The organism is Mesorhizobium sp. CA5 (genome assembly GCF_020165105.1).
In the GTDB taxonomy this organism is placed as follows: domain Bacteria; phylum Pseudomonadota; class Alphaproteobacteria; order Rhizobiales; family Rhizobiaceae; genus Mesorhizobium.
In genome coordinates this window covers 35,067-57,947 of the sequence record NZ_JAIUHJ010000030.1, presented here as the reverse complement: position 1 = coordinate 57,947, position 22,881 = coordinate 35,067, and the positions used below count along the sequence as shown (strand labels likewise).

Genomic DNA, 22,881 nt, shown 5'->3' with positions numbered 1-22,881 from the left:
TGCCGTCTTGCCAGAACGGCTGCGGGCTGGCTTGATCCGCGCGTCACGTGATGCTGGGAGGAAATTGATGGCGGCCGCAGACTATTACGAAGTTCTCGATCCGCGCTTCGCGCGCCTGTTCAACGGCAACGCACAGGTGGAGAAGCTGTTCACCGGCTGCCGCTGGGCGGAAGGACCGGCCTGGTTCGCCGCCGGCCGCTATGTCGTCTGGTCCGACATCCCGAACAACCGCATGTTGCGCTATGACGAGACCGACGGGAGCGTCAGCGTGTTCCGCCAGCCGTCCGGCAATTCCAACGGCAACACGGTCGACCGGCAGGGCCGGCTTGTGACCTGCGAGCATTCCGGCCGCCGCGTCAGCCGGACGCAGTTCGACGGCTCGGTCACTACCATCGCCGACAAATGGAAAGGCAAGCGGCTGAACTCGCCCAACGACGTGGTGGTGCGCTCCGACGGCTCGATCTGGTTCACCGATCCGAGCTACGGCATCGACACCGACTATGAGGGCGACAAGGCCGAAAGCGAGATCGGCGCCTGCAATGTCTATCGCGTCGATCCCGAGACCGGCGATGTCGAGGCGGTTATCACCGACATGGTGCGGCCGAACGGGCTCGCCTTCTCGCTCGACGAAAGCCTGCTCTATGTCGTCGACACCGGCCGCACGCATGGCGAGAAGAATCCGGCGCATATGCGCGTCTTCAATGTCGGCAAGCACGGCAAGAAGGTTTCCGGCGGCAAGGTGTTCGCCGACTGCACCGCCGGCCTGTTCGACGGCTTCCGGCTCGACGCGGACGGACGCATCTGGACAAGTGCCGCCGACGGCATCCATTGCTACGACCCCGACGGCACGCTGATCGGCAAAGTGAAGGTGCCGGAGGTGACCGCCAACTGCGTGTTCGGCGGCAACAAACTCAACTGCCTCTACATCGCCGGCACCACCTCGCTCTACATGGTGCGGCTCATGGTGAACGGGGCCAAGACGTACTGACAGCGAGGCATATCAGCGGGAGAGAAAAATGCCGTTCGTCAACATCCGCATCGTCAAGGAAGTGATCGCCGCCGATCCGGCCGGCAAGAAGGCTGACATCGCCAAGAAGGTGACTGCGGCCATCATGGACGCCACCGGGCTCGGCAACGACGACGTCTGGGTGGTGTTCGAGGAGGTCAATGCCCGCGACTGGTATGTCGGCAAGACCGATGTCGAGACGCGGCGGAAGGGGTAGCTTCCTCCTTCTCCCCTTGTGGGAGAAGGTGGCCTCGCGAAGCGAGGTCGGATGAGGGGTGTTCCAGCTTGGCGATACGTCAATAGTTCCCAGATCGAAGCAGAAGACACCAGCGCCTCACTCCGCTGGAACACCCCTCATCCGTCTCGGCGCTGCGCGCCGATCCACCTTCTCCCACAAGGGGAGAAGGGAAAGCGGCGCCACTCACCGCCCGCGTATAAATTCCACAAAATCCCGCACCGCACCGCGCATCGCCTCCCGGTTCGCATCCTCGCTGAGGATCGCCTCCACCTCCGCCGGCTTCTTGCCCAGCAGCGCGATCTCCAACGTCCTCTCCTCATCCATCGCGAAGGACATCGTCCGCATGATCTCGGCAAGCGCTGCCCGCGCATAGAGCGAGCGGGGCGAGGCGTGGACCAGCATCGCCGGCTTGCCGACGGCGGCGTCGCGCGAGACCAGCCAGTCGAGCGCATTCTTCATGCCGCCCGGCACGCCATGCGCATATTCCGGGCAGGAGACGATGACGCCGTCGGCGCGGGTGATCATCTCGATCAACTGAGCCGCTTCGGGCGGCGTGCGCTCGCCCTCGTCGTCGGGGTTGAAGATCGGCAAGCGGCCGAGGCCATCATAGACCTGGACACGGCAGGCCGCGGGGGCATTGGTGGCCAATGCGGCAACCAGGGCCGAGTTGGTCGAGGCGGCGCGCAGGCTGCCCGATATGGCGATGATCTCGATCAAGGGAGAGCCGGACGAAGGGTTGAGTCGTCCGGCAAGCCTACCACATGGTCTGGCGGTAATCGTCGTCCAGCTCGCGGTCGATCTCGCCGGCGCTTTCGCTGAGCGCCAGCTGGTCGCGGATGATCTGGCCGAGGGTCGGCAGGGTCGCGCGGTCGTACCAGGTCTCCGGCTTCCACAGATCGGAGCGCATGAAGGCCTTGGCGCAGTGCATATAGGCGGCCTTGACCGTCACCAGGATCACGCTCTGCGGCTCCTTGCCGTCGACGGCCAGCCGTTCGCGCAAGGTCGGGTCGACAGTGATGCGGGCGTCGCCATTGACGCGTAGCGTCTCGTTCATGCCGGGAATGAGGAAGAGCAGTCCGACCGATGGGTTGCGGATGATGTTATCCAGCGTGTCCAGCCGGTTATTGCCTGGACGGTCGGGGATGGCGATGGTGGCGTTGTCGAGGATGGCGGTGAAGCCGGGCTTGTCGCCTTTCGGCGTCACGTCGGCATTGCCGGCGCCGTCGGAGGAGCCGATCAGCACGAAGGGGCTCTTGCCGATGAAGGATCGGCAATGGCCGTCGAGGACTTTGAGCTCCTTGCGGATAGAGCCGTCGGTCGGCCGGGGCGTCTTGTAGATCGTCCTCAGCTCGTCATGCGTGGTGAGGAATTCCATGCTGCCCCTCATTCTGGCGCAATTCCGGACGGAAACCGCTGCACTCTTTCCTGGAATTGCTTTAATTCCCGGCCTTCTCTTCCTTGGCTTTTTCCTCCAGCGAGTGGCGCATGATCAGCGGCATCTGGCTGAAGGTGAACAGCAAAGTGATCGGGATCGTGCCCCAGACCTTAAAATAAAGCCAGGTCGCCTCGGAAAAGTTGCGCCACACGACCTCATTGAGCACGGCGAGGAACAGGAAGAACAGGCCCCAGCGGAAGGTCAGCTTGCGCCAGCCCTCGGCATCGAGCTGGAAGGCGGAATCGAAGACGTAGCCGAGCAGCGAGCGGCCGAACAGCAGCCCGCCGAGCAACGTGACGCCGAACAGCGAATTGATGATCGTCGGCTTCATGAAGGCGAAGGTCTTGTCCTGCAGGTAAAGCGCCAGCGCGCCGAAGACGAAGACGACGATCGCCGAGACCAGCGGCATCAGCGGCAGGCTGCGCGTGAGCAGCCAGGAGACGCCGAGCGAGAGCGCCGTCGCGACCATGAAGAAGGCGGTGGCGATCAGGATCGGCTCGCCGAGATGGGCGAGCACCGGGAATTTCTCGGCCAGCCACTCGCCGCGAATGGTGGTGAAGAAGAACACCAGGCCAGGGCCAAGCTCGAGCAGGAACTTCAAGCCGGGGTTGACCGGCTTGCGGCGTGGATCGGACGGGTCGCGCTCGATGATGTTCATAAAAGTCCTTCTTACGCACGATCTGGCCGAAAAGCAGGCGGCCTTGCAGGATCGCGCCTTGTTCAAGCCACGCCGGCGATGGCTCTCGCGAACTCGCTGGCGGAAAAGGGTTCAAGGTCGTCGACCTGCTCGCCGACGCCGATGAAATAGACCGGCAGCCGGTGCTTGGCGGCGATCGCCACCAGAATACCGCCGCGCGCCGTGCCGTCCAGCTTGGTCATCACCAGGCCGTTGACGCCGGCGACGTTGCGGAAGATCTCGACCTGGTTCAGCGCGTTCTGGCCGGTGGTGGCATCGACCGTCTGCAGCACCGTGTGCGGCGCTTCGGGATCGAGCTTGCCCAGCACGCGCACGATCTTCTCCAGCTCGGCCATCAACTCGGTCTTGTTCTGCAGGCGCCCGGCCGTGTCGATGATCAGCACGTCGGAGCCGGCCTCCTTCGCCTTCTCGAAGGCGTCATAGGCGAGGCCCGCCGCATCGGCGCCGAGCTTGGAGGCGATGACCGGCGATTTCGTGCGCTCGCCCCAGATCTTGAGCTGCTCGATCGCGGCGGCGCGGAACGTGTCGCCGGCGGCCAGCATCACCTTGAGGCCGCCATCGGTGAGCTTGGCGGCCAGCTTGCCGATGGTGGTGGTCTTGCCGGTGCCGTTGACGCCGACGACCAGGACGACATGCGGCTTGTGGCTGAGGTCGAGCTCGAGCGGCCTGGCGACCGGCGCCAGCACCTTCTCCACCTCCGCCGCCATCACGGCGCGGACTTCGACGTCGGAGACGTCGCGGCCGTAGCGGCTGGAGGCAAGCGAATCGGTGACGCGCAGCGCGGTTTCCAGGCCAAGATCGGCGCGGATCAGCACGTCCTCCAGGTCCTGCAGCGTGTCCTCGTCCAATTTGCGCTTGGTGAAGACGCCGGCGATGTTGCCGGTAAGCTCGCGCGATGAGCGGGCAAGCCCTTCGCGCATGCGCTGGAACCAGGAGCGCCGCGGCGCCGGCTCCGGCGCCTTCACCGGCTCGGCCTTCTGCTCGACCTTTTTTGAGACCGTTACCTTGCCGGCAGAGGGCGCGGGTGTCGGCGGCGACGGCAAAGCCTCCGGCTCCGGTGCGACCTCGGCATGGATCGGCTGCAGCTCGACGGGCGCGGGCTGTCGAATAGGAGGCGCGATTTCCGCTACGGCTTCGGCGGATGGTTCCACAGAGGGCGGCGCCGCTGGTGGCACCTCGATGGGCACTGGCGTTTCGACCGGGACTTCGGCAGGCGGCGTCGGCACTTCGACCGGTGGCTGCTCAGGCAGCGGTTCTGGACGCGAAGGCTCGATGTCAGGTTGCGTCGGCGCAGGTGCGGGCACTTCCTGCGGAGCAGGTTCGGGCGTCGGCGCAGGTTGAGGCTCGGGTTTTGCCGGCGGCACTTCCTCGGGGGCCGGCGGCTCCGGCTTCTCGGGCGCCGGCTGCGGCTCTTCTTCCGGCTCAGGCTGCGGCAGCGGTTCCGGCTCGGCGGGAATGGTGGGCTCTGGCACCGGCGGGATGGATGGAGCAGGCTCGGGCTTCGGCTCTTCGGGAACCTGTTGAGGCCCAGTCTCCGGCTTCAGCGCGTCCAGCGCGTCCCACTTGATCGGCGGCAGCGCTTCGTCGACGCGCTCCTCGACGACCTCTTTCCTGCCGAACGAAAATATCTTCTTGAAGAAACCAGCCATACGTCTCGCAGTTCTCAGGCGGCTTGCGCGGCAAGCGGGGCCGCAATCACCCGGGTGCCGTCATGGCCGGCGACCATGGCATCGACGATCTCGCCGGGCGCGCCGGCGTCGATCGCGGCCAGCGTAAAACCTTCGGTGCGGCCGAGCCCGTCGCGCTCGACCAGGATCGATTGCCGTGTGCCGGAGAGCGACGACAAATGATGGCGATAGGCGGCCTCGCCGGCGGCGCGCAGCCTGGCGGCGCGCGCCTTCACCACTTCACGGCGGACCTGCGGCATGCGCGCGGCCGGCGTGCTTTCGCGTGGCGAGAACGGAAAGACGTGGAGATGCGTCAGGCCGCATTCCTCGACGATTTTCTCCGAATTCTCGAACATCGCCTCGGTCTCGGTCGGAAAGCCGGCGATGATGTCGGCGCCGAAGACGATGCCGGGACGCAGCTTGCGCACATCCTCGCAGAAGCGGATCGACTGGTCGCGCAAATGCCGGCGCTTCATGCGCTTCAGGATCATGTCGTCGCCCGATTGCAGCGACAGATGCAGATGCGGCATCAGCCTCTGTTCAGTGGCGATGGCGTCAAGCAGGTCGTCGTCGGCCTCGATGGAATCGATGGAGGACAATCTTAGCCGCTTCACGTCGGGCACCTGGCGCAGGATCGTCTTCACCAGCTTTCCCAGCTTTGGCGCGCCCGGCAGGTCGGCGCCGAAGCTGGTCATGTCGACGCCGGTCAGCACGATCTCGGCATAGCCGTTGCCGGCGAGGCGCTTGACCTGCTCGACCACCGCGCCCATCGGCACGGAGCGCGAGTTGCCGCGGCCGTAAGGGATGATGCAGAAGGTGCAGCGATGGTCGCAGCCATTCTGCACCTGCACGAAGGCGCGCGCGCGGCCCTCGATGGCGTCGACCATGTGGCTTGCCGTCTCGCGCACCGAAAAAATGTCGTTGACGCGCGCCTTCTCGGTGTCGTTGACGCCGAAATCGGGCAGCGCGCGGTAGGAGTTGGCCTTGAGCTTCTCCTCATTGCCGAGCACCAGGTCCACCTCGTCCATTGCGGCGAAATTCTGCGGCTCGGTCTGGGCCGCGCAGCCGGTGACGATGATGCGGGCTGAAGGGTTCTCGCGGCGGGCCTTGCGGATCGCCTGCTTGGCCTGGCGCACCGCTTCGGCGGTGACGGCGCAGGTGTTGAAGATGAAGGCGCCGCCATTGAGCTCGCCCAGGCCGGCGCTTTCGGCCTCGCGGCGCATCACTTCGGATTCATAGGTGTTCAGCCGGCAGCCGAAGGTGACGACGTCGATACCTGTCGTGGTGGAGGCTTGGGATACCACGCCTTTTTGAAGGGCGGACATCAGGCGGCGCTTTCGGTGTCGCGGGCCCAGGCGCCGGTCGAGGGATCGAAGCTGCCGGAAAATTCCCATTCGGCGGCACCTGTCAGGATGACGTGATCGTCGTCGCGCCATTCGACATTGAGCTCGCCGCCGCCGGGCGCGAGCAGCGAGACGCTGCGGCCGGTGCGCCTGGTGCGGGCCGCCGCGACCGCGGCGGCGCAAGCCGCCGAGCCGCAGGCCTTGGTGAGGCCGGCGCCGCGCTCCCAGGTACGGATGATCATGGTTTCGGGCGAAGTCACCTGGGCAATGGTGATGTTGGCGCGCTCGGGGAAGATCGGATGATTCTCAAGCAGCGGGCCGAAGCGGTCCAGCTCATAAGACCAGACGTCGTTGTCGACCCAGAAGATCGCGTGCGGGTTGCCCATCGACACCGCCGAGGGCGAATGCAGCACCGGGGCGTCGATCGGCCCGATCTGCAGCTCGATCATGCGGGTGTCGCGGAATTCTTCCGCCAGCGGGATCTCCTGCCAGCCGAAACGCGGCTTGCCCATGTCGACCGAAATAAGACCGTCCGCATGCTCCTGCGCATTCAGGACGCCGGCGCGGGTCTCGAAGGTGAAGCTCTTGTTGCCCGTCTCGGCGGCCAAAGCCTGCACGACGCAGCGCATGCCGTTGCCGCAGGCCTGCGCGCTGGTACCGTCGGAGTTCAGGATGTCGATATAATAGGCCGTGCCCGGCGTCTTCGCGTCGTGGATCGCCATGATCTGGTCGAACTTCGTCGCCGCGTCGCCATTGAGGGCGATCGCGGCCGCCGCCGTCACCTTATCGGCGCGGCCGCGCATATCGGCAACGATGATCTCGTTGCCGATGCCGTTCATCTTGGCGAAGGGGGCGCTGCTTGCCATCTAACCGGTCGTTCCAATCCGTTGGGCGCTATATGGCGGAAACGGGCGGGAATTACCAGTCCGGCGTGGCTCTGGCGGCGACGAAGAAGAGGCCGCGCAGCGACCGGTCGTGCAGCGACGACCAAGTGGTCGCGCCAGCGACGACCAAGTGGTCGCGCCAGCGACGACCAAGTGGTCGCGCTTATGTTACCGCGAAGACGCCGAGCACGATCAGCAGGAAGATGATCAGCACGATGCCGATGAGGATGCGCGCGCCGGTAGCGGCCGCGCCTGCCAAAGCCGGCATGCCGAGCAGGCTCGCGGCGGCGGCGATGATGAGAAGGATGATGATCCACCTGATCATGGGGAAGCTCCAGCGGTTTGCGTCGTCCGATCAACGCGTTTGGCCGGTTTGGGTTCCTTTGTAGATGGCCGGCACGTCCCACAGCTCTCCCGGTCGCATGGCACGGAAACGCTCCGGCGGCAGGTCTTCGGCGGCCAAAGCCTCGGCCAGTTTCCGGGCCGGCTCATCGACCGGCTCGTCCGTGAGGTGGAAGGTGCCCCAGTGGCAGCCGGCGGCGAAGGCGGCGTTGCACAGCTTCATGCCCTGAACGGCCTCCTGCGGATTCTGGTGCTGCGGCGCCATGAACCAGTGCGGCTCATAGGCTCCGATCGGCAGGATGGCGAGGCGGAAGCCGCCATGCTTTTGCGCCATCAGCCGGTAGTTGATGCCGTCATGGAAGCCGGTGTCGCCGGCGAAATAGATATTGCCGGCCATCGTCTCGATGACGAAGCCCGCCCACAGCGCCATGCGGCGGTCGCTCCCGCCGCGCGCCGACCAGTGATGCGCCGGTTCGACATGGATGGCGGCCGTGCCGGCATCGAGCCTGTCGCCCCAATCATGCACGCTGAGCCGCATGCCGGGCGCCGCGCGGCCGATGATGGCGTCATTGCCGAGCGGCGCGATCACCAGCGGATCGTGTCTCTCCCTCAGCCGCTTCAGCGTGGCGAGGTCGAGATGGTCGTAGTGATTGTGGCTGATCAGGACCAGGTCGATCGGCGGCAGGTCAGCAAAGGCAATCCCCGGCGCATTGACCCTCTTCGGCCCGGCGAAGGCGAAAGGCGAGGCGCGCTCCGACCAGACCGGGTCGGTCAGGATATTCAACCCCGCCGTCTGGATGAGAAGCGAAGCATGGCCGACCATGGTGAGTCTCAGCGCGCTGCCTTCCACCCGTCTATCCGGCTTCGCCGGGGGAAACGGGCTCGGAACCGAAGCCGGCCATTTCGCCCGCCTGCCGCCGAATTGCCATTTGAGAAGATCGGTGAAGCTCCCGGGCGGCTTGCCGCCGGGATTGAAGAACAGGGCGCCGTCGAAATGATCGCTGGGCGGCCCGCTGTAGTAGCGGTTGGCGGTTCCTTTCCTTGCGGCCATTCTGTCTCCCGCCCGCTTGTGTCGTCTCCTGAGATAAGGACGCGCCGGCCTGGCGCAAGCATTTTGCCGCCGAATGCCAATGGCCGAAGCCGGGCTCGTCTAGGATCGGCAGACAGGGGTGATCGTCATGGTAATGAAGCGAACCAAGACACCGTGGATGAAGGCGGAGGATTTCGGCCGCTCGCTGCCGCCTGGAGTCGGCATCAACCTGTTGGTTACCGACCTGACGGCGATGGAGGCTTTCTGCCGCGACGTGCTTGGCGCCCGGATCATCTATGGCGACGAGGATTTCGCGGCGATCGAGCTGTTGGGCTCGATCTTCATGCTGCACGCCGATCATTCCTATCTGGACAATCCGATGATCGGCGTCACCGCAGGCGCCGAGACTCGCGGGGCCGGTATCGAACTGCGCCTTTACGGCGCCGATCCGGACTCGGTCGAGAAAAAGGCGGCCGCGCTCGGCCACATCGTGCTGGCCGGCTCGATCGACAAGCCGCATGGCTTGCGCGAATGCTACATCGTCGGCCCGGATGGTTATGTGTTCGTGCCGAGCACCAGAATTTAATATTGATATTTCAATAGATTACAAGGTTTTCAGCGGCGGCTTCCCGACTGTGGCCCTCCGCTGCGATAAATTTGCAACAGCCATTTCGAAAACCCTATTTTAACCATATCGGGTTGAAATTCTGCCACCTTCGCCGTCTTGGTGAAGCGGAGATTACGCGGATGGCTCCCCCCGGCCAGATCCGACGGAGGTGGTAAATGCATTTTTCAAGGACCGGCCTTGTGGCCGTATCGCTGGCCGCGCTCGTTGCGAGCGGCTGCTCGACTTCGCGCTTCTCGTCGATGGACGACCAGCAGCCGACACCGCTGACCCCGGCACCCTCCGGCACGGTGACGCAGAATCAGCTGCCGCCGCCGGCTTCCCCCGGCGCCGCCGATCCCTCGCAATTTCCGACCGCTCCGAAGAACACTCAGGTCGCGTCGCTGCCGCCGGACGGCACGGCGCCCGCCGGCGCCACCGATCTCACCGCGGCCAGCGTCGCCGGCGTCTGGAACGTCAATGTCTCCGGGCAGAGCTGCAAGGTGGCGACGCCGCAGACCAAGTTCGGCGCCGGCTACCGCGCCGGTCCGCTGCACTGCCCGGCGCCGATCGACGGCATCAAGTCGTGGAATGTGGCCGGCAAGCAGCTGACGCTTTACGACGAGAACGGCGGCACGCTGGCCAGGCTCTATTCCTCCGGCGGCGAAAAGTTCGACGGCCAGACTTCCAACGGGCAACCTATCTCGCTTACAAGATAACGCGAGGGTGTGCTGATGTTCAGGTGAGGCCGGCCTGCAAATGCCGGTTTCCTGCGCTTCCGGCCTTCGCCGGCCGAAGCACTTAGGAGTGGCGTGGTAGTTGAATTAAGGCTATGGCCGGCGTAGACCGGTGCTCACGTACTTCAAGTACGCTCCGCTCCGGTTCTTGGAACCCGCCATTTTCGACTCGGCCTGACCTGAAGCTCAACACACCCTGGCCTTTCCTCAGGCGTTCCGCGCAAAAGAATGCAAAAGACCGGACCCATGCACCTGCGCGACGGTATCCAGACCCACGCCACCGTCAGGCAGCGCTACGAGCATCTCGTCCAAAGCGGCGCGGCCGAGCGCGACCCGGCGCAGGAGCGGATCGTCGCTGCGCTCGACCGGTTGATAGACGAGATCTCGGCCAAAAGGCTGGCGCATAAATCGAGCGCACTGGGCTGGCTGTTCGCGGCCAAGCGTCAGCCGCGCGAGCCGGTCAAGGGCCTCTACATCCATGGCGGCGTCGGTCGCGGCAAGACCATGCTGATGGACATGTTCTTCGAGCTGTTGCCGGTCCGGCGCAAGCGCCGCGTGCATTTCAACGACTTCATGGCCGATGTGCAGGATCGTATCCAGAAGCACCGGCAGGCGCGCAAGAATGGCGACGTCAAGGAAGACGACCCGATCCCGCCGGTGGCGCGGGCGCTCGCCGATGAAGCCTGGGTGCTGTGCTTCGACGAATTCTCCGTCACCGACATCGCCGACGCGATGATCCTGTCGCGCCTGTTCTCGGCGCTGTTCGCCAACGGCGTGGTGCTGGTCGCCACCTCCAATGTAGCGCCGGAGAACCTTTATCGCGACGGGCTGAACCGCCAGCTCTTCCTGCCGTTCATCTCGCTGCTCGAGCGCAATGCACATGTGATGACGCTGAATGCCGAGAAGGATTACCGGCAGGAAAAGCTCAACCGCCAGCCGGTCTATGTCACGCCGGACGACGCCGCAGCCGAGCGCGCGCTCGACGAGGCCTGGAAGGCGATGACGCATGGCCAGCCGATCGGCGAGGTGACGCTGACGCTGAAAGGCCGCCAGCTCGTCGTGCCGCGCGCCGCCGGCGACGCGGCGCGCTTTTCCTTTGCCGACCTCTGCGAAAAGCCGCTCGGCGCGCGCGACTATCTGGCGATCGCCGGCCGCTTCTCGACCGTTTTCATCGACCATGTGCCGGTGCTGGGCGAAGGCAAGCGCAACGAGGCCAAGCGCTTCATCCTTTTGATCGACACGCTCTACGACCACCGCATGCGGCTGGTGATGAGCGCGGCGGCGCCGCCCGAACGGCTTTATACGGCCAAGCGCGGCACGGAAGTGTTCGAATTCGAGCGTACAGCCTCGCGCCTGGTCGAGATGCAGAGCCGCGACTGGCTGGACGGCTGGGCGGAACGGCGAAAAAAGGAGGTGGCGGCTGCAGAGGTGAGGCAGGCGTAAGCCTGAATTTCGTTCAGCGGTGCCCTGCTTAAGTCACAACCGCGTCATCGCCCGGATGAAGCCTTCTGATTTCGACGTTCATTGTGTAAATTCTCCTCAGTCGGCTCATAAACTTTGACGTTTACGTAATTCCCAGTGCATCTAACCGATTGAAAACGTTAGGCTCAAAATAATCGTTTGAATTTCTTGCGCGCCGGAGTTATTCGGTGCGGCCAAATCTCGCGGTTTCCCGCATCCTTTCGGCCCCTCCGGCCCGTCACGACTTCGTCACAGACAAAGGAAAACATCCTCACATGGCACGCAACAAGATAGCGCTCATCGGCTCGGGCATGATCGGCGGCACGCTCGCCCATATGATCGGCCTCAAGGATCTCGGCGACGTGGTGCTGTTCGATATCGCCGAGGGCATTCCGCAGGGCAAGGGTCTCGACATCGCGCAGTCTTCGCCGGTCGACGGCTTCGATTCCCGGCTGACCGGCGTCAACGACTATGCCGGCATCGAGGGCGCGGATGTCTGCATCGTCACCGCCGGCGTGCCGCGCAAGCCCGGCATGAGCCGCGACGACCTTCTTGGCATCAACCTGAAGGTGATGGAACAGGTTGGCGCCGGCCTCAAGAAATATGCGCCGAAGGCCTTCGTCATCTGCATCACCAACCCGCTCGACGCCATGGTGTGGGCGCTGCAGAAGTTCTCCGGCCTGCCGACCAGCCATGTCGTCGGCATGGCCGGTGTGCTCGACAGCGCGCGTTTCCGCTATTTCCTGGCCGAAGAGTTCAAAGTCTCGGTCGAGGACGTCACCGCCTTTGTGCTCGGCGGCCACGGCGATTCCATGGTGCCGATGATCCGCTATTCGACCGTCTCGGGCATCCCGCTGCCCGACCTCGTCAAGATGGGCTGGACCTCAAAGGAGAAGCTCGACCAGATCGTGCAGCGCACCCGCGATGGCGGCGCCGAAATCGTCGGCCTGTTGAAGACCGGCTCGGCCTATTACGCGCCGGCGGCTTCCGCGATCGCGATGGCCGAATCCTATCTCAAGGACAAGAAGCGCGTGCTGCCCTGCGCCGCGCATCTCTCGGGCCAGTATGGCGTGAAGAATACCTATGTCGGCGTCCCGGTGGTGATCGGCGCCGGCGGCGTCGAGCGCGTCATCGAGATCGATCTCTCCAAGGCTGAGCAGAAGATGTTCGACAATTCGGTGGCGGCCGTGCAGGGCCTCACCGAGGCCTGCACCAAGATCGCCCCGCACCTCGCCGGCAAATAAAACGTCCTTCCCCCGGAGACCACGCGCATGAACATCCATGAGTATCAGGCCAAGGCGCTGCTGAAGACGTTTGGCGCGCCGGTCGCAAGCGGCGTTCCGGTGTTCAAAGCCGGCGAGGCGGAAGCGGCGGCAGAAGCGCTGCCCGGTCCACTCTATGTCGTGAAGAGCCAGATCCATGCCGGCGGCCGCGGCAAGGGCAAGTTCAAGGAGCTCGGCCCCGACGCCAAGGGCGGCGTGCGGCTGGCGAAGTCGGCGGCGGAAGTCGTCGCCAATGCCAACGAGATGCTCGGCCACACGCTGGTCACCAAGCAGACGGGACCTGCCGGCAAGCAGGTCAACCGCCTCTATATCGAGGACGGCGCCGACATCGAGCGCGAGCTCTATCTGTCGATCCTGGTCGACCGCTCGGTCGGCCGCATCGCCTTCGTCGTCTCGACCGAGGGCGGCATGGACATCGAGACGGTCGCGCACGACACGCCGGAAAAGATCGTCACCGTTGCCATCGATCCGGAAAAGGGCGTGAGCGCCGACGACGTGAAGAAGCTCAATGCCGCGCTGAAGCTCGACGGCGATGCGGCGAAGGACGGCGGCACGCTGTTCCCGATCCTCTACAAGGCCTTTGTCGAGAAGGACATGAGCCTGCTCGAGGTCAACCCGCTGATCGTCATGAAGGACGGGCATCTGCGTGTGCTCGACGCCAAGGTGTCGTTCGACAACAACGCGCTGTTCCGCCATCCGGACGTGATGGAATTGCGCGACACCACCGAAGAGGACGAGAAGGAGATCGAGGCGTCGAAATACGACCTCGCCTATGTCGCGCTCGACGGCAATATCGGCTGCATGGTCAACGGCGCCGGCCTTGCCATGGCGACGACGGACATCATCAAGCTCTATGGTGCTGAGCCGGCTAACTTCCTCGACGTCGGCGGCGGCGCCTCCAAGGAAAAGGTCACGGCGGCGTTCAAGATCATCACCAAGGACCCTGCGGTCGAAGGCATCCTGATCAACATCTTCGGCGGCATCATGAAATGCGACGTCATCGCCGAGGGCGTGATCGCCGCGGTCAAGGAAGTGGGCCTCAAGGTGCCGCTGGTGGTGCGCCTGGAAGGCACCAACGCCGAGCTCGGCAAGAAGATCATCAACGACAGCGGCCTCAACGTCGTCTCGGCCGACGACCTCGACGACGCGGCCAAGAAGATCGTGGCGGCGGTGAAGGGCTAAGCGGATGCCTCCGCGCAAGATAAACCTGGTCGAGGCGGCAGATCGGACGATCACCAAGGTCTTCGATCCGCATATCGCCGGCGACGTCAACGATGCCCAGGCCAAGGTCGCCAAGTTCGGCGAGGTTTTCGACTGGCATGCGCATGACAATGAGGACGAGGCCTTCCTGGTGCTGCGCGGCAGGATCGCCATCGATTTCCGCGACGGGCCGGTCGAGCTTGGCGAGGGCGATTTCATCGTCGTGCCGCGCGGCGTCGAGCACCGGCCGCGTTCGCTGACGAAGGAGCCGGTGGTGCTGATGTTCGAGCCGGCGACGACCTTGAACACCGGCAACGCCCGGAGTGACCTCACCGTCACCGACCTGAAGCGGCTCTGAGCCATGAACGCGTCACCCTTCTCTTCCCTCTCTGACGGTCACCAACGCCTGCAGGCGCTGGTCGGCGCGTGGCGCGGCGAGGAAGAGGTCGCGGCCACGCAATGGACCGATGCCGGCACGGCAACGTCAGAACTGCAGGCCGAGGCTGAGTTCGGCGGCTTGTTCGTGGTGCAGCGCTATCGCCAGCGCCGCGACGGCACCGTCTCGTTCGGCGCGCATAATGTGTTCGGCTTCGACCAGCAGAGCGGCCTCGTCACCATGCATCAGTTCGACTCGATGGGGTTCGTGCCGATGTCGCCGGCTACCGGCAGGTGGAACGGCAACGAGCTGATGCTGGAACGGTCGTCGCCGCGCGGCGCCGCGCGCATGGCGTACAGCTTTGACGGCGCTGACGCCTACCGCATGAAACTTCAGTTCAAGCCCGCCGGCAGCGATGCATGGCAAGACATGGTGAGCGGCCTCTACCGGCGCGTTCCGCCTTCCGAGATGAAGGAAGGCTGAGCGATGGAGATCAGGACGGTTGAAGGGCCACACATAATCACACATATTGTACCTGTGTATTTATGTGGAGACGGACAATGAAGAACGTCACCTTGGCCATTGACGAGGCCCTCCTTGAAAAGGCGCGCAGCCTCGCTGGGCGTCGCCAGACGACGCTCAATGCCCTTATTCGCACGCTGCTCGCGCATGAGGTCGAGCAGGAAGACCGGATCGCCTGGGCGCGGGAAGGCATGCGCAGGTTGATGAAAGAATCGCCGCTCGATCTAGGCCCTGCATACAAATGGAACCGGGACGAGATCTATGCCGAACGAGAGGATAGAATGCTTTCTCGACTCGAACGTCCTCCTGTACGCGGCTTCGGAGAGGACGAGTGATCCTCGCCGCCACGATATCGCGCAAGGCCTTGTCCTCGGGACCGTGTTCGGCGTCTCTGGCCAGACCTTGGCAGAGTTCGCCAATGTGGCAAGGCGGAAGTCGGTCTCGGCCGATGCTGTGGTCGACCAATGGCTGGTCTTTCTCGGTACGCTTCCTTTTGTCCCGGTCGATCAGGCCTATGTCATCGCGGGGCTTCATCTCGCGCGTCGCTATCAACTCAAATATTACGACGCGGCATTGCTTGCAGCCGCGGAACGGGCCGGCGCGCCGATTTTCTACACCGAGGATCTCAACCACAACCAGGTCTATGGCTCGGTCCGGGCCGTCAATCCTTTCTTGTAATCGCTGAATTCAGAGGCGTTCCCACCCATGTCCATTCTCGTCGACAAGAACACCAAGGTGCTGGTCCAAGGCCTGACCGGCAAGACCGGCACGTTCCACACCGAGCAGGCGCTGGCCTATCACGGCACCAAGATGGTGGGCGGCATCCATCCGAAGAAGGGCGGCGAGACCTGGACCGGTTCCAAGGGCGAGACCCTGCCGATCTTCGCCACCGTCGCCGAAGGCAAGGCAAAGACCGGCGCCAACGCTTCCGTCATCTACGTGCCGCCTGCGGGAGCCGGCGAAGCCATCATCGAGGCGATCGAGGCCGAGATCCCGCTCATCGTCTGCATCACCGAAGGCATTCCTGTGATGGACATGGTCAAGGTCAAGGCGCGGCTCGACCGCTCCACCTCGCGGCTGATCGGCCCGAACTGCCCGGGCGTGCTGACGCCCGACGAATGCAAGATCGGCATCATGCCCGGCAACATCTTCCGCAAGGGCTCGGTCGGCGTTGTTTCGCGCTCGGGAACGCTTACCTATGAGGCAGTCTTCCAGACCACCAATGTCGGCCTCGGCCAGACCACAGCGGTGGGCATCGGCGGCGACCCGGTCAAGGGCACCGAATTCATCGACGTGCTGGAGATGTTCCTCGCCGACGACGAGACCAAGTCGATCATCATGATCGGCGAGATCGGCGGCTCGGCCGAGGAAGACGCCGCGCAGTTCCTCAAGGACGAAGCCAAGCGCGGCCGCAAGAAACCGATGGCGGGCTTCATCGCCGGGCGCACGGCGCCGGCCGGCCGCACCATGGGCCACGCGGGCGCGGTGATCTCCGGCGGCAAGGGCGGCGCGGAAGACAAGATCGCGGCGATGGAATCGGCCGGCATCAAGGTGTCACCGTCGCCGGCGCGGCTCGGCACGACGCTGGTCGAGGCGATCAAGGGTTAAGTGAGTAGCGAATAGTGAGTAGCGAATAGCGAATAGGAAAAACAGAGTAGCAGCGCGATCCGGGCAGTCCCTACTCGCTATTCGCTACTCACTATTCGCTCCAAAAAGGAGACGGAGCCAGGCTCCGCAGACGAAAATGGCAAGACAAGATCAGGCCAACGACCAATTCTCGCTCACCTCATTCCTCTATGGCGGCAATGCCGATTACATCGACGCGCTCTATGCGGCCTATGAGGACAATCCCGCCTCCGTCGATCCGGAGTGGCAGGATTTCTTCGCGGCGCTGAAGGATGACGCGGGCGATGTCCGCAAGAACGCCAAGGGCGCGTCCTGGGCGAAGCCTTCCTGGCCGCTGCAGGCCAATGGCGAGCTGGTCTCGGCGCTCGACGGCAATTGGGGTCTGGTCGAAAAGGCGATCGAAAAGAAGGTCAAGGAAAAAGCCGTCGTCAACGGCGCGGTGCTTTCCGACGCCGACGTGCACCAGGCGACGCGCGATTCCGTGCGCGCCATCATGATGATCCGCGCCTACCGCATGCGCGGCCACCTGCACGCCAATCTCGACCCGCTCGGCATCGCCAAGCCGCTCGAGGACTATAACGAGCTGTCGCCGGAGAATTATGGCTTCACCGAAGCCGATTACGACCGACCGATCTTTCTCGACAACGTGCTTGGGCTCGAATTCGGCACCATCCGGCAGATGCTGGATATCCTGACCCGCACCTATTGCTCGACGCTCGGCGTCGAGTTCATGCACATCTCCGACCCGGAAGAGAAGGCCTGGATCCAGGCGCGCATCGAAGGCGCCGACAAGGAGATCACCTTCACCGCCACCGGCAAGAAGGCGATCCTGTCGAAGCTGGTCGAGGCCGAGGGCTTCGAGCAATATATCGACGTCAAGTACAAGGGCACCAAGCGTTTCGGCCTCGATGGCAGCGAGTCGCTGATCCCGGCGCTGGAACAGATCGTCAAGCGCGGCGGCCAGCTCGGCCTGAAGGAAATCGTGCTCGGCATGGCGCATCGCGGCCGCCTCAACGTGCTCTCCCAGGTAATGGCCAAGCCGCACCGCGCCATCTTCCACGAATTCAAGGGCGGCTCGGCGGCTCCCGACGAAGTCGAAGGCTCGGGCGACGTCAAGTATCACCTCGGCGCCTCGTCGGACCGCGAGTTCGACGGCAACAAGGTGCACCTGTCGCTGACGGCCAATCCCTCGCATCTGGAAATCGTCGACCCTGTCGTGATGGGCAAGGCGCGCGCCAAGCAGGATCAGTTGTCCGGCCGTGAGCGCGGCGAGATCGTGCCGCTGTCTGAGCGCGCCAAGGTCATGCCGCTGCTTTTGCACGGCGACGCCGCCTTTGCCGGCCAGGGCGTGATCGCGGAAATCCTCGGCCTGTCGGGCCTGCGCGGGCATCGCGTCGCCGGCACGTTGCATTTCATCATCAACAACCAGATCGGTTTCACCACCAATCCGCGCTTCTCGCGCTCCTCGCCCTATCCGTCCGATGTGGCCAAGATGATCGAGGCGCCGATCTTCCACGTCAATGGCGACGATCCGGAAGCGGTGGTGCATGCCGCGAAGGTTGCGACCGAATTCCGCATGAAGTTCCACAAGCCGGTGGTGGTGGACATGTTCTGCTACCGCCGCTTCGGCCACAATGAGGGCGATGAACCGTCCTTCACCCAGCCGATCATGTACCGCAACATCCGCAGCCATAAGACGGTGGTGCAGATCTATGCCGACCGGCTGATCGCCGAAGGCCACGTCACCCAGGCCGAAGTCGACAAGATGCGGGCCGACTGGCGCGCGCATCTGGAAGCCGAATGGGAAGTCGGCCAGCACTACAAGCCCAACAAGGCCGACTGGCTGGACGGCGCGTGGTCGGGCCTTCGCACCGCCGACAACCAGGACGAACAGCGGCGCGGCAAGACCGCCGTGCCGGTGCGCACGCTGAAGGAGATCGGCAAGAAGCTGACCGAGGTGCCGAAGGACTTCGAGGCGCACAAGACCATCCTGCGCTTCCTCGAAAACCGCCGCCAGGCGATCGAGTCGGGCGAAGGCATCGATTGGTCGACGGCCGAGGCGCTGGCTTTCGGCGCCATCCTGCTCGACGGCAATCCGATCCGGCTTTCCGGCCAGGATTCGGAACGCGGCACCTTCTCGCAGCGCCATTCGGTGCTTTACGACCAGCGCGACGAGACCCGCTACATTCCGCTCAACAATCTCTCGGCGGCGCAGGCCGGCTACGAGGTCATCAACTCGATGCTCTCGGAAGAGGCGGTGCTCGGCTTCGAATACGGCTACAGCCTGGCCGAGCCCAAGGCGCTGACGCTCTGGGAGGCGCAGTTCGGCGACTTCGCCAACGGCGCCCAGGTCGTGTTCGACCAGTTCATCTCGTCGGGCGAGCGCAAGTGGCTCCGCATGTCGGGTCTCGTATGCCTGCTGCCGCATGGCTATGAGGGCCAGGGGCCGGAGCACTCGTCGGCGCGGCTGGAGCGCTTCCTGCAGCTCTGCGCGGAAGACAATATGCAGGTCGCCAACGTCACCACGCCGGCCAACTATTTCCATATCCTGCGCCGGCAGCTGAAGCGCGACTTCCGCAAGCCGCTGATCCTGATGACACCGAAGTCGCTGCTGCGCCACAAGCGGGCGGTGTCGACGCTGCCGGAGATGTCGGGCGAAAGCTCGTTCCACCGACTGCTTTGGGACGATGCGCAGCTCTTGGCCGACCAGCCGATCAAGCTGGTGAAGGACTCCAAGATCCGCCGCGTCGTGCTGTGCTCGGGCAAGGTCTATTACGACCTCTACGAGGAGCGCGAGAAGCGCGGCATCAATGACATCTACCTGCTGCGCGTCGAACAGCTCTATCCATTCCCGGCCAAGGCACTGATCACCGAGCTGTCACGCTTCCGCAACGCCGAGATGGTGTGGTGCCAGGAAGAGCCCAAGAACATGGGCGCCTGGTCGTTCATCGATCCCTATCTCGAATGGGTGCTGGCGCATATCGACGCCAAGCATCAACGGGTGCGCTACACCGGAAGGCCGGCCTCGGCTTCGCCGGCGACAGGGTTGATGTCGAAGCATCTCAGCCAGCTGGCCGCGCTGCTCGACGACGCTCTCGGCGAATAAGGGCGCTGGGCGGGTAAGCAGACCGGACGAAACAGACCTCAAGAAGACAACGGACAGGCACAATGGCTACCGAAATCCGCGTCCCCACTCTCGGCGAATCCGTCACCGAGGCGACTGTCGGCAAGTGGTTCAAGAAGGTCGGCGACGCGATCGCCGCCGACGAGCCCCTGGTCGAGCTCGAAACCGACAAGGTAACGGTGGAAGTGCCCGCCGCGGGTGCCGGAACGCTGGCCGAGATCAGCGTCAAGGAAGGCGAGACGGTCAATGTCGGGGCGCTGCTCGGCTCGATTTCGGCCGGCGGCGCGGCTGCCGCGCCCGCGACCAAGCCGCAGGCGGTGGCGCAGGCTTCCAGCCCGGACGCCGCGTCCACCACCAAGCAGGCCGCGGCCGAAACCGCCAAGATGGCCGGCGACGCCGGTCCGGTCGAGCCGCGCACCATGCCGCCGGCGCCGGCCGCGGCCAAACTGATCGCGGAACACAATCTCTCGGTCGACCAGCTGTCCGGTTCCGGCAAGCGCGGCCAGGTGCTGAAGGGCGATGTGCTCGACGCCATCGCCAAGGGCGCCCCTTCCCAGCCGGCCGAGACGCCGAAGGCCGCTCCGGCGCCCGTCGCGGCCCGCGCGCCGTCCACCGCCGAGGATGCGCTGCGCGAGGAGCGCGTGCGCATGACCAAGCTGCGCCAGACCATCGCGCGCCGCCTGAAGGAGGCGCAGTCGACCGCCGCCATGCTCACCACCTTCAACGAGGTGGATATGAGCGCGGTGATGGCGCTGAGGGCCAAATACAAGGACGTGTTCGAGAAGAAGCATGGCGTGAAGCTCGGCTTCATGGGCTTCTTCACCAAGGCTGTGACGCATGCGCTGAAGGAGATCCCGGCGGTCAATGCCGAGATCGACGGCACCGACATCATCTACAAGAACTTCGCCCATGTCGGCGTTGCCGTCGGCACCGACAAGGGGCTGGTGGTGCCGGTGGTGCGCGATGCCGACCAGATGTCCATCGCCGAGATCGAGAAGGAGATCGGCCGCCTGGGCCTCGCAGCGCGCGACGGCAAGCTGTCGGTGGCGGATATGCAAGGCGGGACGTTTACGATTTCCAACGGTGGTGTTTACGGGTCGCTGATGTCGACGCCGATCCTGAATGCGCCGCAGTCGGGCATTCTCGGCATGCATAAGATCCAGGAGCGGCCGGTGGTAGTCGGCGGGCAGATCGTCATCCGCCCGATGATGTATCTGGCGCTCAGCTACGACCACCGCATCGTCGACGGCAAGGAAGCCGTGACCTTCCTGGTGCGTGTCAAGGAAAGCCTGGAGGATCCCGAGCGGCTGGTGCTCGATCTGTGATCGGAGCTGATCCGCAATGAGCGGCTGGTCAGATGCCTTACGCCGATTCCTTCGGCGTGGACGCGTCTGGCTTTTCTCCGACTTGCCCGTGGTCGCTTCGCCCGCCGATTGGGAGGCCTCCGAGATCAGCAGCAACCTCGGCGTCTTCGCTCTCAGCTCTGCCGAGATGGCGGAACGGAAGATCACCGTCACCACGATCGGTGAGCTTGAATTGCCCACCGGCGAAATCGTTGCCTGCGACCCGCTCATCACCGGACTGGGACGGCCGCCATTTAGCCGCAAGGTAAAGCCGGGGCGCTACCCGGTCATATTGCTTCAGGTTCGGACCAAGATTGCCGTGGCGGCATTGCGTTTCGGCTCTGGCTTGCCGGTGCGTTGGGAATTGGCCACCTTTGCTCGAGACCGCCCATCGGGCTATGAGTTTGAATTTATCGTTGATGACGCGGTTGCGTCGTTTATGGACAAGTCGTTCCTGACGATAATGTCTGACCAAGAGGAACTTGACGACTATCTCGCCGACGTCGCGTGCACTATCGACAGGTTTTGTATCGACAGTCCGATTGAAGGCAACCCGATCAATGTAGCCATGTTCGACACTGGCTATGGCGACGGCGCGTATCGGTCTTTCTGGGGGTTGGACGCATCCGGCGAACCACTGCTCCTGATGACCGACTTCGAAGTGCTCGAAAACGCCGATGGCCGTAACGAGGCCGATCGATGAGGATACTTGCCTCACCCATAATCCGGTGGATGGCTAGATCGGCGGTTTTGTTGTCGGCTTCCAGCGCCCATGCCGCCTGCCCGATCCAGCTTGCCGTCTATGGCGAGGCGCAGAGCGGCGCTGAGATCGACTTCACCCCGGCCGGCAGCTCGGCGACGATCACCAACGCTTTCCGCATGATCCTCGACAACAATGTCGTGCTCGACGGCATCGCGATGTGGACTGAAGGCAGCGCCGCGCGGCCGCATGGCTCGCTGATGTACAAATGCCCGACCGGCGACGTCACCGGCGAGGAGCTTGCCGCCTGCACGGTCTGGGAAGGCGTGATCTACAGCGCCGATGAAAGGGGCGGCGTCGGCCTCTTGCCGGCCGAAGGCGCCGACGCGCCGAAAAGCCTGATCTTTCCCGATCTCGGAGCGTCGCTGGAGATGTCGGCCGCCTATGGCCCGGCCGGCTTCTCCAAGGTGCCATGGGACATTTTCGTGCTGAAAGGCTGCCAGGAATGAGCGCGCACAGAAAGACGCTGCTGGTCACTGGCGGCAGCCGCGGCATCGGCGCCGCCATCTGCCGGCAGGCGAGCCAGGCCGGCTACCGCGTGGCGGTCAATTACGTCTCCAATCAGTCGGCGGCGGACACGCTGGTCGCCGGGCTTAAAGCCGGTGGCGGCGATGCTTTCGCGGTCAGAGGCGATGTCGGGAACGAGGCCGATGTCCTGGCGATGTTTGAAGCCGTCGACCGGGCCTTCGGCCGGCTCGACGCCTTCGTCAACAATGCCGGCATCGTCGACGTCAAGGCGCGGGTCGACGAGATGAGCGCGGCGCGGCTGGAGCGCATGATGCACATCAATGTCGTCGGCTCCTTTCTCTGCGCCCGCGAAGCGGTCAAGCGCATGTCGACGCGACATGGCGGCCAGGGCGGCGCCATCGTCAACTTGTCCTCGGCGGCGGCTAGGCTGGGCTCGCCCGGCGAATATGTCGACTATGCCGCCTCCAAGGGCGCGATCGACACCATGACCATCGGTCTGGCGCGTGAGGTGGTGCTCGAAGGCATTCGCGTCAACGCGGTCAGCCCCGGCATCACCGAGACCGAAATCCATGCCTCGGGCGGCCAGCCCGATCGCGTGGCGCGGCTGCAGGATTTGCTGCCGATGAAACGCGCGGGAACGGCCGACGAAGTCGCCAGCGCGGTTCTCTATCTTTTGTCGGATGCTGCCTCCTATATAACGGGCGCGATCCTGAATGTGAGCGGCGGCCGCTAAGG

The 22,881-nt window shown here is 64.2% G+C and carries 25 protein-coding genes; 17 read left to right on the top strand and 8 right to left on the bottom strand.

From position 1 onward, the window contains the following. Positions 1–67: 67 nt before the first annotated feature. The gene (locus LB529_RS27270; RefSeq protein ID WP_224712816.1) at positions 68–988 is read left to right on the top strand and encodes an SMP-30/gluconolactonase/LRE family protein; all 921 of its coding nucleotides are present in this window, start codon (positions 68–70) and stop codon (positions 986–988) included. Positions 989–1,016: 28 nt separating this feature from the next. Then, entirely contained in the window at positions 1,017–1,223 is a 207-nt protein-coding gene (locus LB529_RS27265) for a tautomerase family protein (protein ID WP_140684309.1), read from the top strand. A 204-nt stretch (positions 1,224–1,427) separates the two neighbouring features. Here the strand turns inward: LB529_RS27265 and LB529_RS27260 are convergent, their stop codons facing one another. The 8 genes from LB529_RS27260 to LB529_RS27225 all read right to left on the bottom strand — a co-directional run bounded on the left by LB529_RS27260 (position 1,428) and on the right by LB529_RS27225 (position 8,663). Next, positions 1,428–1,961: an NADPH-dependent FMN reductase gene (locus tag LB529_RS27260; protein WP_224712815.1), complete on the bottom strand. Its 534-nt coding sequence runs from the start codon at positions 1,959–1,961 to the stop codon at positions 1,428–1,430. Between the two features lie 37 nt (positions 1,962–1,998). Then, positions 1,999–2,619, bottom strand: a complete 621-nt coding sequence (locus LB529_RS27255; protein ID WP_224712814.1) for a pyridoxamine 5'-phosphate oxidase family protein — start codon at positions 2,617–2,619, stop codon at positions 1,999–2,001. Positions 2,620–2,680: 61 nt separating this feature from the next. After that, a complete protein-coding gene (locus LB529_RS27250) occupies positions 2,681–3,337 on the bottom strand; it encodes a septation protein A (RefSeq protein WP_140846339.1) in 657 nt (218 codons plus the stop codon). 62 nt (positions 3,338–3,399) lie between these two features. Next, positions 3,400–5,025, bottom strand: coding sequence for a signal recognition particle-docking protein FtsY (ftsY, locus tag LB529_RS27245; protein ID WP_224712813.1), 1,626 nt, complete (start codon positions 5,023–5,025; stop codon positions 3,400–3,402). Positions 5,026–5,039: 14 nt separating this feature from the next. After that, complete coding sequence (mtaB, locus tag LB529_RS27240; RefSeq protein ID WP_224712812.1) at positions 5,040–6,368, bottom strand: tRNA (N(6)-L-threonylcarbamoyladenosine(37)-C(2))-methylthiotransferase MtaB; 1,329 nt, start codon at positions 6,366–6,368, stop codon at positions 5,040–5,042. Then, positions 6,368–7,252, bottom strand: coding sequence for a diaminopimelate epimerase (gene dapF / locus LB529_RS27235; protein WP_224549490.1), 885 nt, complete (start codon positions 7,250–7,252; stop codon positions 6,368–6,370). Before dapF ends, mtaB begins: the two co-directional genes overlap by 1 nt. Positions 7,253–7,433: 181 nt before the next feature. Next, positions 7,434–7,595 carry a DUF1328 family protein gene (locus LB529_RS27230; protein ID WP_031195454.1) on the bottom strand — a complete coding sequence of 54 codons (162 nt, stop codon included), beginning with the start codon at positions 7,593–7,595 and terminating at the stop codon, positions 7,434–7,436. Between the two features lie 30 nt (positions 7,596–7,625). After that, a complete protein-coding gene (locus tag LB529_RS27225) occupies positions 7,626–8,663 on the bottom strand; it encodes an MBL fold metallo-hydrolase (protein WP_224712811.1) in 1,038 nt (345 codons plus the stop codon). A gap of 127 nt (positions 8,664–8,790) precedes the next feature. Between LB529_RS27225 and LB529_RS27220 the strand changes: the two genes are divergently transcribed. From LB529_RS27220 to LB529_RS27150, 15 genes are all read left to right on the top strand, one after another. Continuing rightward, the gene (locus tag LB529_RS27220) at positions 8,791–9,228 is read left to right on the top strand and encodes a VOC family protein (protein WP_224601857.1); all 438 of its coding nucleotides are present in this window, start codon (positions 8,791–8,793) and stop codon (positions 9,226–9,228) included. 197 nt (positions 9,229–9,425) lie between these two features. Continuing rightward, on the top strand, positions 9,426–9,965 hold the full coding sequence (locus LB529_RS27215) for a protease inhibitor Inh/omp19 family protein (RefSeq protein WP_140846345.1): 540 nt from the start codon (positions 9,426–9,428) through the stop codon (positions 9,963–9,965). A gap of 264 nt (positions 9,966–10,229) precedes the next feature. Beyond that, positions 10,230–11,426: a cell division protein ZapE gene (gene zapE, locus LB529_RS27210; protein WP_224712810.1), complete on the top strand. Its 1,197-nt coding sequence runs from the start codon at positions 10,230–10,232 to the stop codon at positions 11,424–11,426. A 293-nt stretch (positions 11,427–11,719) separates the two neighbouring features. Then, the gene (gene mdh, locus LB529_RS27205) at positions 11,720–12,688 is read left to right on the top strand and encodes a malate dehydrogenase (protein ID WP_095769532.1); all 969 of its coding nucleotides are present in this window, start codon (positions 11,720–11,722) and stop codon (positions 12,686–12,688) included. A 27-nt stretch (positions 12,689–12,715) separates the two neighbouring features. Next, entirely contained in the window at positions 12,716–13,909 is a 1,194-nt protein-coding gene (sucC, locus tag LB529_RS27200) for an ADP-forming succinate--CoA ligase subunit beta (RefSeq protein ID WP_224712809.1), read from the top strand. 4 nt (positions 13,910–13,913) lie between these two features. Next, positions 13,914–14,285, top strand: coding sequence for a cupin domain-containing protein (locus LB529_RS27195; RefSeq protein ID WP_140846349.1), 372 nt, complete (start codon positions 13,914–13,916; stop codon positions 14,283–14,285). A 3-nt stretch (positions 14,286–14,288) separates the two neighbouring features. Then, on the top strand, positions 14,289–14,786 hold the full coding sequence (locus LB529_RS27190; protein WP_224601864.1) for a DUF1579 family protein: 498 nt from the start codon (positions 14,289–14,291) through the stop codon (positions 14,784–14,786). 77 nt (positions 14,787–14,863) lie between these two features. Further along, the gene (locus LB529_RS27185; RefSeq protein ID WP_224712808.1) at positions 14,864–15,160 is read left to right on the top strand and encodes a hypothetical protein; all 297 of its coding nucleotides are present in this window, start codon (positions 14,864–14,866) and stop codon (positions 15,158–15,160) included. Beyond that, positions 15,087–15,503 (top strand): PIN domain-containing protein, encoded by a 417-nt coding sequence (locus tag LB529_RS27180; RefSeq protein WP_224712807.1) that lies wholly within the window; start codon positions 15,087–15,089, stop codon positions 15,501–15,503. Before LB529_RS27185 ends, LB529_RS27180 begins: the two co-directional genes overlap by 74 nt. Before the next feature lie 27 nt (positions 15,504–15,530). Further along, positions 15,531–16,433, top strand: a complete 903-nt coding sequence (gene sucD / locus LB529_RS27175) for a succinate--CoA ligase subunit alpha (protein ID WP_095769537.1) — start codon at positions 15,531–15,533, stop codon at positions 16,431–16,433. Between the two features lie 136 nt (positions 16,434–16,569). Further along, positions 16,570–19,557, top strand: coding sequence for a 2-oxoglutarate dehydrogenase E1 component (locus LB529_RS27170; RefSeq protein WP_224712806.1), 2,988 nt, complete (start codon positions 16,570–16,572; stop codon positions 19,555–19,557). Positions 19,558–19,619: 62 nt separating this feature from the next. Next, on the top strand, positions 19,620–20,900 hold the full coding sequence (odhB, locus tag LB529_RS27165; RefSeq protein WP_224712805.1) for a 2-oxoglutarate dehydrogenase complex dihydrolipoyllysine-residue succinyltransferase: 1,281 nt from the start codon (positions 19,620–19,622) through the stop codon (positions 20,898–20,900). 16 nt (positions 20,901–20,916) lie between these two features. Further along, positions 20,917–21,621, top strand: a complete 705-nt coding sequence (locus tag LB529_RS27160) for a DUF4241 domain-containing protein (protein WP_224630544.1) — start codon at positions 20,917–20,919, stop codon at positions 21,619–21,621. Between the two features lie 29 nt (positions 21,622–21,650). After that, positions 21,651–22,127, top strand: coding sequence for a hypothetical protein (locus tag LB529_RS27155; RefSeq protein WP_411962588.1), 477 nt, complete (start codon positions 21,651–21,653; stop codon positions 22,125–22,127). Beyond that, complete coding sequence (locus LB529_RS27150) at positions 22,124–22,879, top strand: SDR family oxidoreductase (protein WP_224712803.1); 756 nt, start codon at positions 22,124–22,126, stop codon at positions 22,877–22,879. The genes LB529_RS27155 and LB529_RS27150 overlap by 4 nt, the downstream gene beginning before the upstream one ends. Positions 22,880–22,881 lie beyond the last annotated feature (2 nt).

Coding starts and splice junctions, on each gene's coding strand:
- zapE (WP_224712810.1), top strand. CDS start 10,230: ATGCACCTGCGCGACGGTATCCAGACCCACGCCACCGTCAGGCAGCGC.
- LB529_RS27160 (WP_224630544.1), top strand. CDS start 20,917: ATGAGCGGCTGGTCAGATGCCTTACGCCGATTCCTTCGGCGTGGACGC.
- mdh (WP_095769532.1), top strand. CDS start 11,720: ATGGCACGCAACAAGATAGCGCTCATCGGCTCGGGCATGATCGGCGGC.
- LB529_RS27265 (WP_140684309.1), top strand. CDS start 1,017: ATGCCGTTCGTCAACATCCGCATCGTCAAGGAAGTGATCGCCGCCGAT.
- dapF (WP_224549490.1), bottom strand. CDS start 7,252: ATGGCAAGCAGCGCCCCCTTCGCCAAGATGAACGGCATCGGCAACGAG.
- LB529_RS27250 (WP_140846339.1), bottom strand. CDS start 3,337: ATGAACATCATCGAGCGCGACCCGTCCGATCCACGCCGCAAGCCGGTC.
- LB529_RS27255 (WP_224712814.1), bottom strand. CDS start 2,619: ATGGAATTCCTCACCACGCATGACGAGCTGAGGACGATCTACAAGACG.
- LB529_RS27270 (WP_224712816.1), top strand. CDS start 68: ATGGCGGCCGCAGACTATTACGAAGTTCTCGATCCGCGCTTCGCGCGC.
- LB529_RS27150 (WP_224712803.1), top strand. CDS start 22,124: ATGAGCGCGCACAGAAAGACGCTGCTGGTCACTGGCGGCAGCCGCGGC.
- LB529_RS27230 (WP_031195454.1), bottom strand. CDS start 7,595: ATGATCAGGTGGATCATCATCCTTCTCATCATCGCCGCCGCCGCGAGC.
- LB529_RS27155 (WP_411962588.1), top strand. CDS start 21,651: ATGGCTAGATCGGCGGTTTTGTTGTCGGCTTCCAGCGCCCATGCCGCC.
- sucD (WP_095769537.1), top strand. CDS start 15,531: ATGTCCATTCTCGTCGACAAGAACACCAAGGTGCTGGTCCAAGGCCTG.
- LB529_RS27190 (WP_224601864.1), top strand. CDS start 14,289: ATGAACGCGTCACCCTTCTCTTCCCTCTCTGACGGTCACCAACGCCTG.
- LB529_RS27170 (WP_224712806.1), top strand. CDS start 16,570: ATGGCAAGACAAGATCAGGCCAACGACCAATTCTCGCTCACCTCATTC.
- LB529_RS27195 (WP_140846349.1), top strand. CDS start 13,914: ATGCCTCCGCGCAAGATAAACCTGGTCGAGGCGGCAGATCGGACGATC.
- LB529_RS27180 (WP_224712807.1), top strand. CDS start 15,087: ATGCCGAACGAGAGGATAGAATGCTTTCTCGACTCGAACGTCCTCCTG.
- LB529_RS27225 (WP_224712811.1), bottom strand. CDS start 8,663: ATGGCCGCAAGGAAAGGAACCGCCAACCGCTACTACAGCGGGCCGCCC.
- mtaB (WP_224712812.1), bottom strand. CDS start 6,368: ATGTCCGCCCTTCAAAAAGGCGTGGTATCCCAAGCCTCCACCACGACA.
- LB529_RS27220 (WP_224601857.1), top strand. CDS start 8,791: ATGGTAATGAAGCGAACCAAGACACCGTGGATGAAGGCGGAGGATTTC.
- odhB (WP_224712805.1), top strand. CDS start 19,620: ATGGCTACCGAAATCCGCGTCCCCACTCTCGGCGAATCCGTCACCGAG.
- ftsY (WP_224712813.1), bottom strand. CDS start 5,025: ATGGCTGGTTTCTTCAAGAAGATATTTTCGTTCGGCAGGAAAGAGGTC.
- LB529_RS27215 (WP_140846345.1), top strand. CDS start 9,426: ATGCATTTTTCAAGGACCGGCCTTGTGGCCGTATCGCTGGCCGCGCTC.
- sucC (WP_224712809.1), top strand. CDS start 12,716: ATGAACATCCATGAGTATCAGGCCAAGGCGCTGCTGAAGACGTTTGGC.
- LB529_RS27185 (WP_224712808.1), top strand. CDS start 14,864: ATGAAGAACGTCACCTTGGCCATTGACGAGGCCCTCCTTGAAAAGGCG.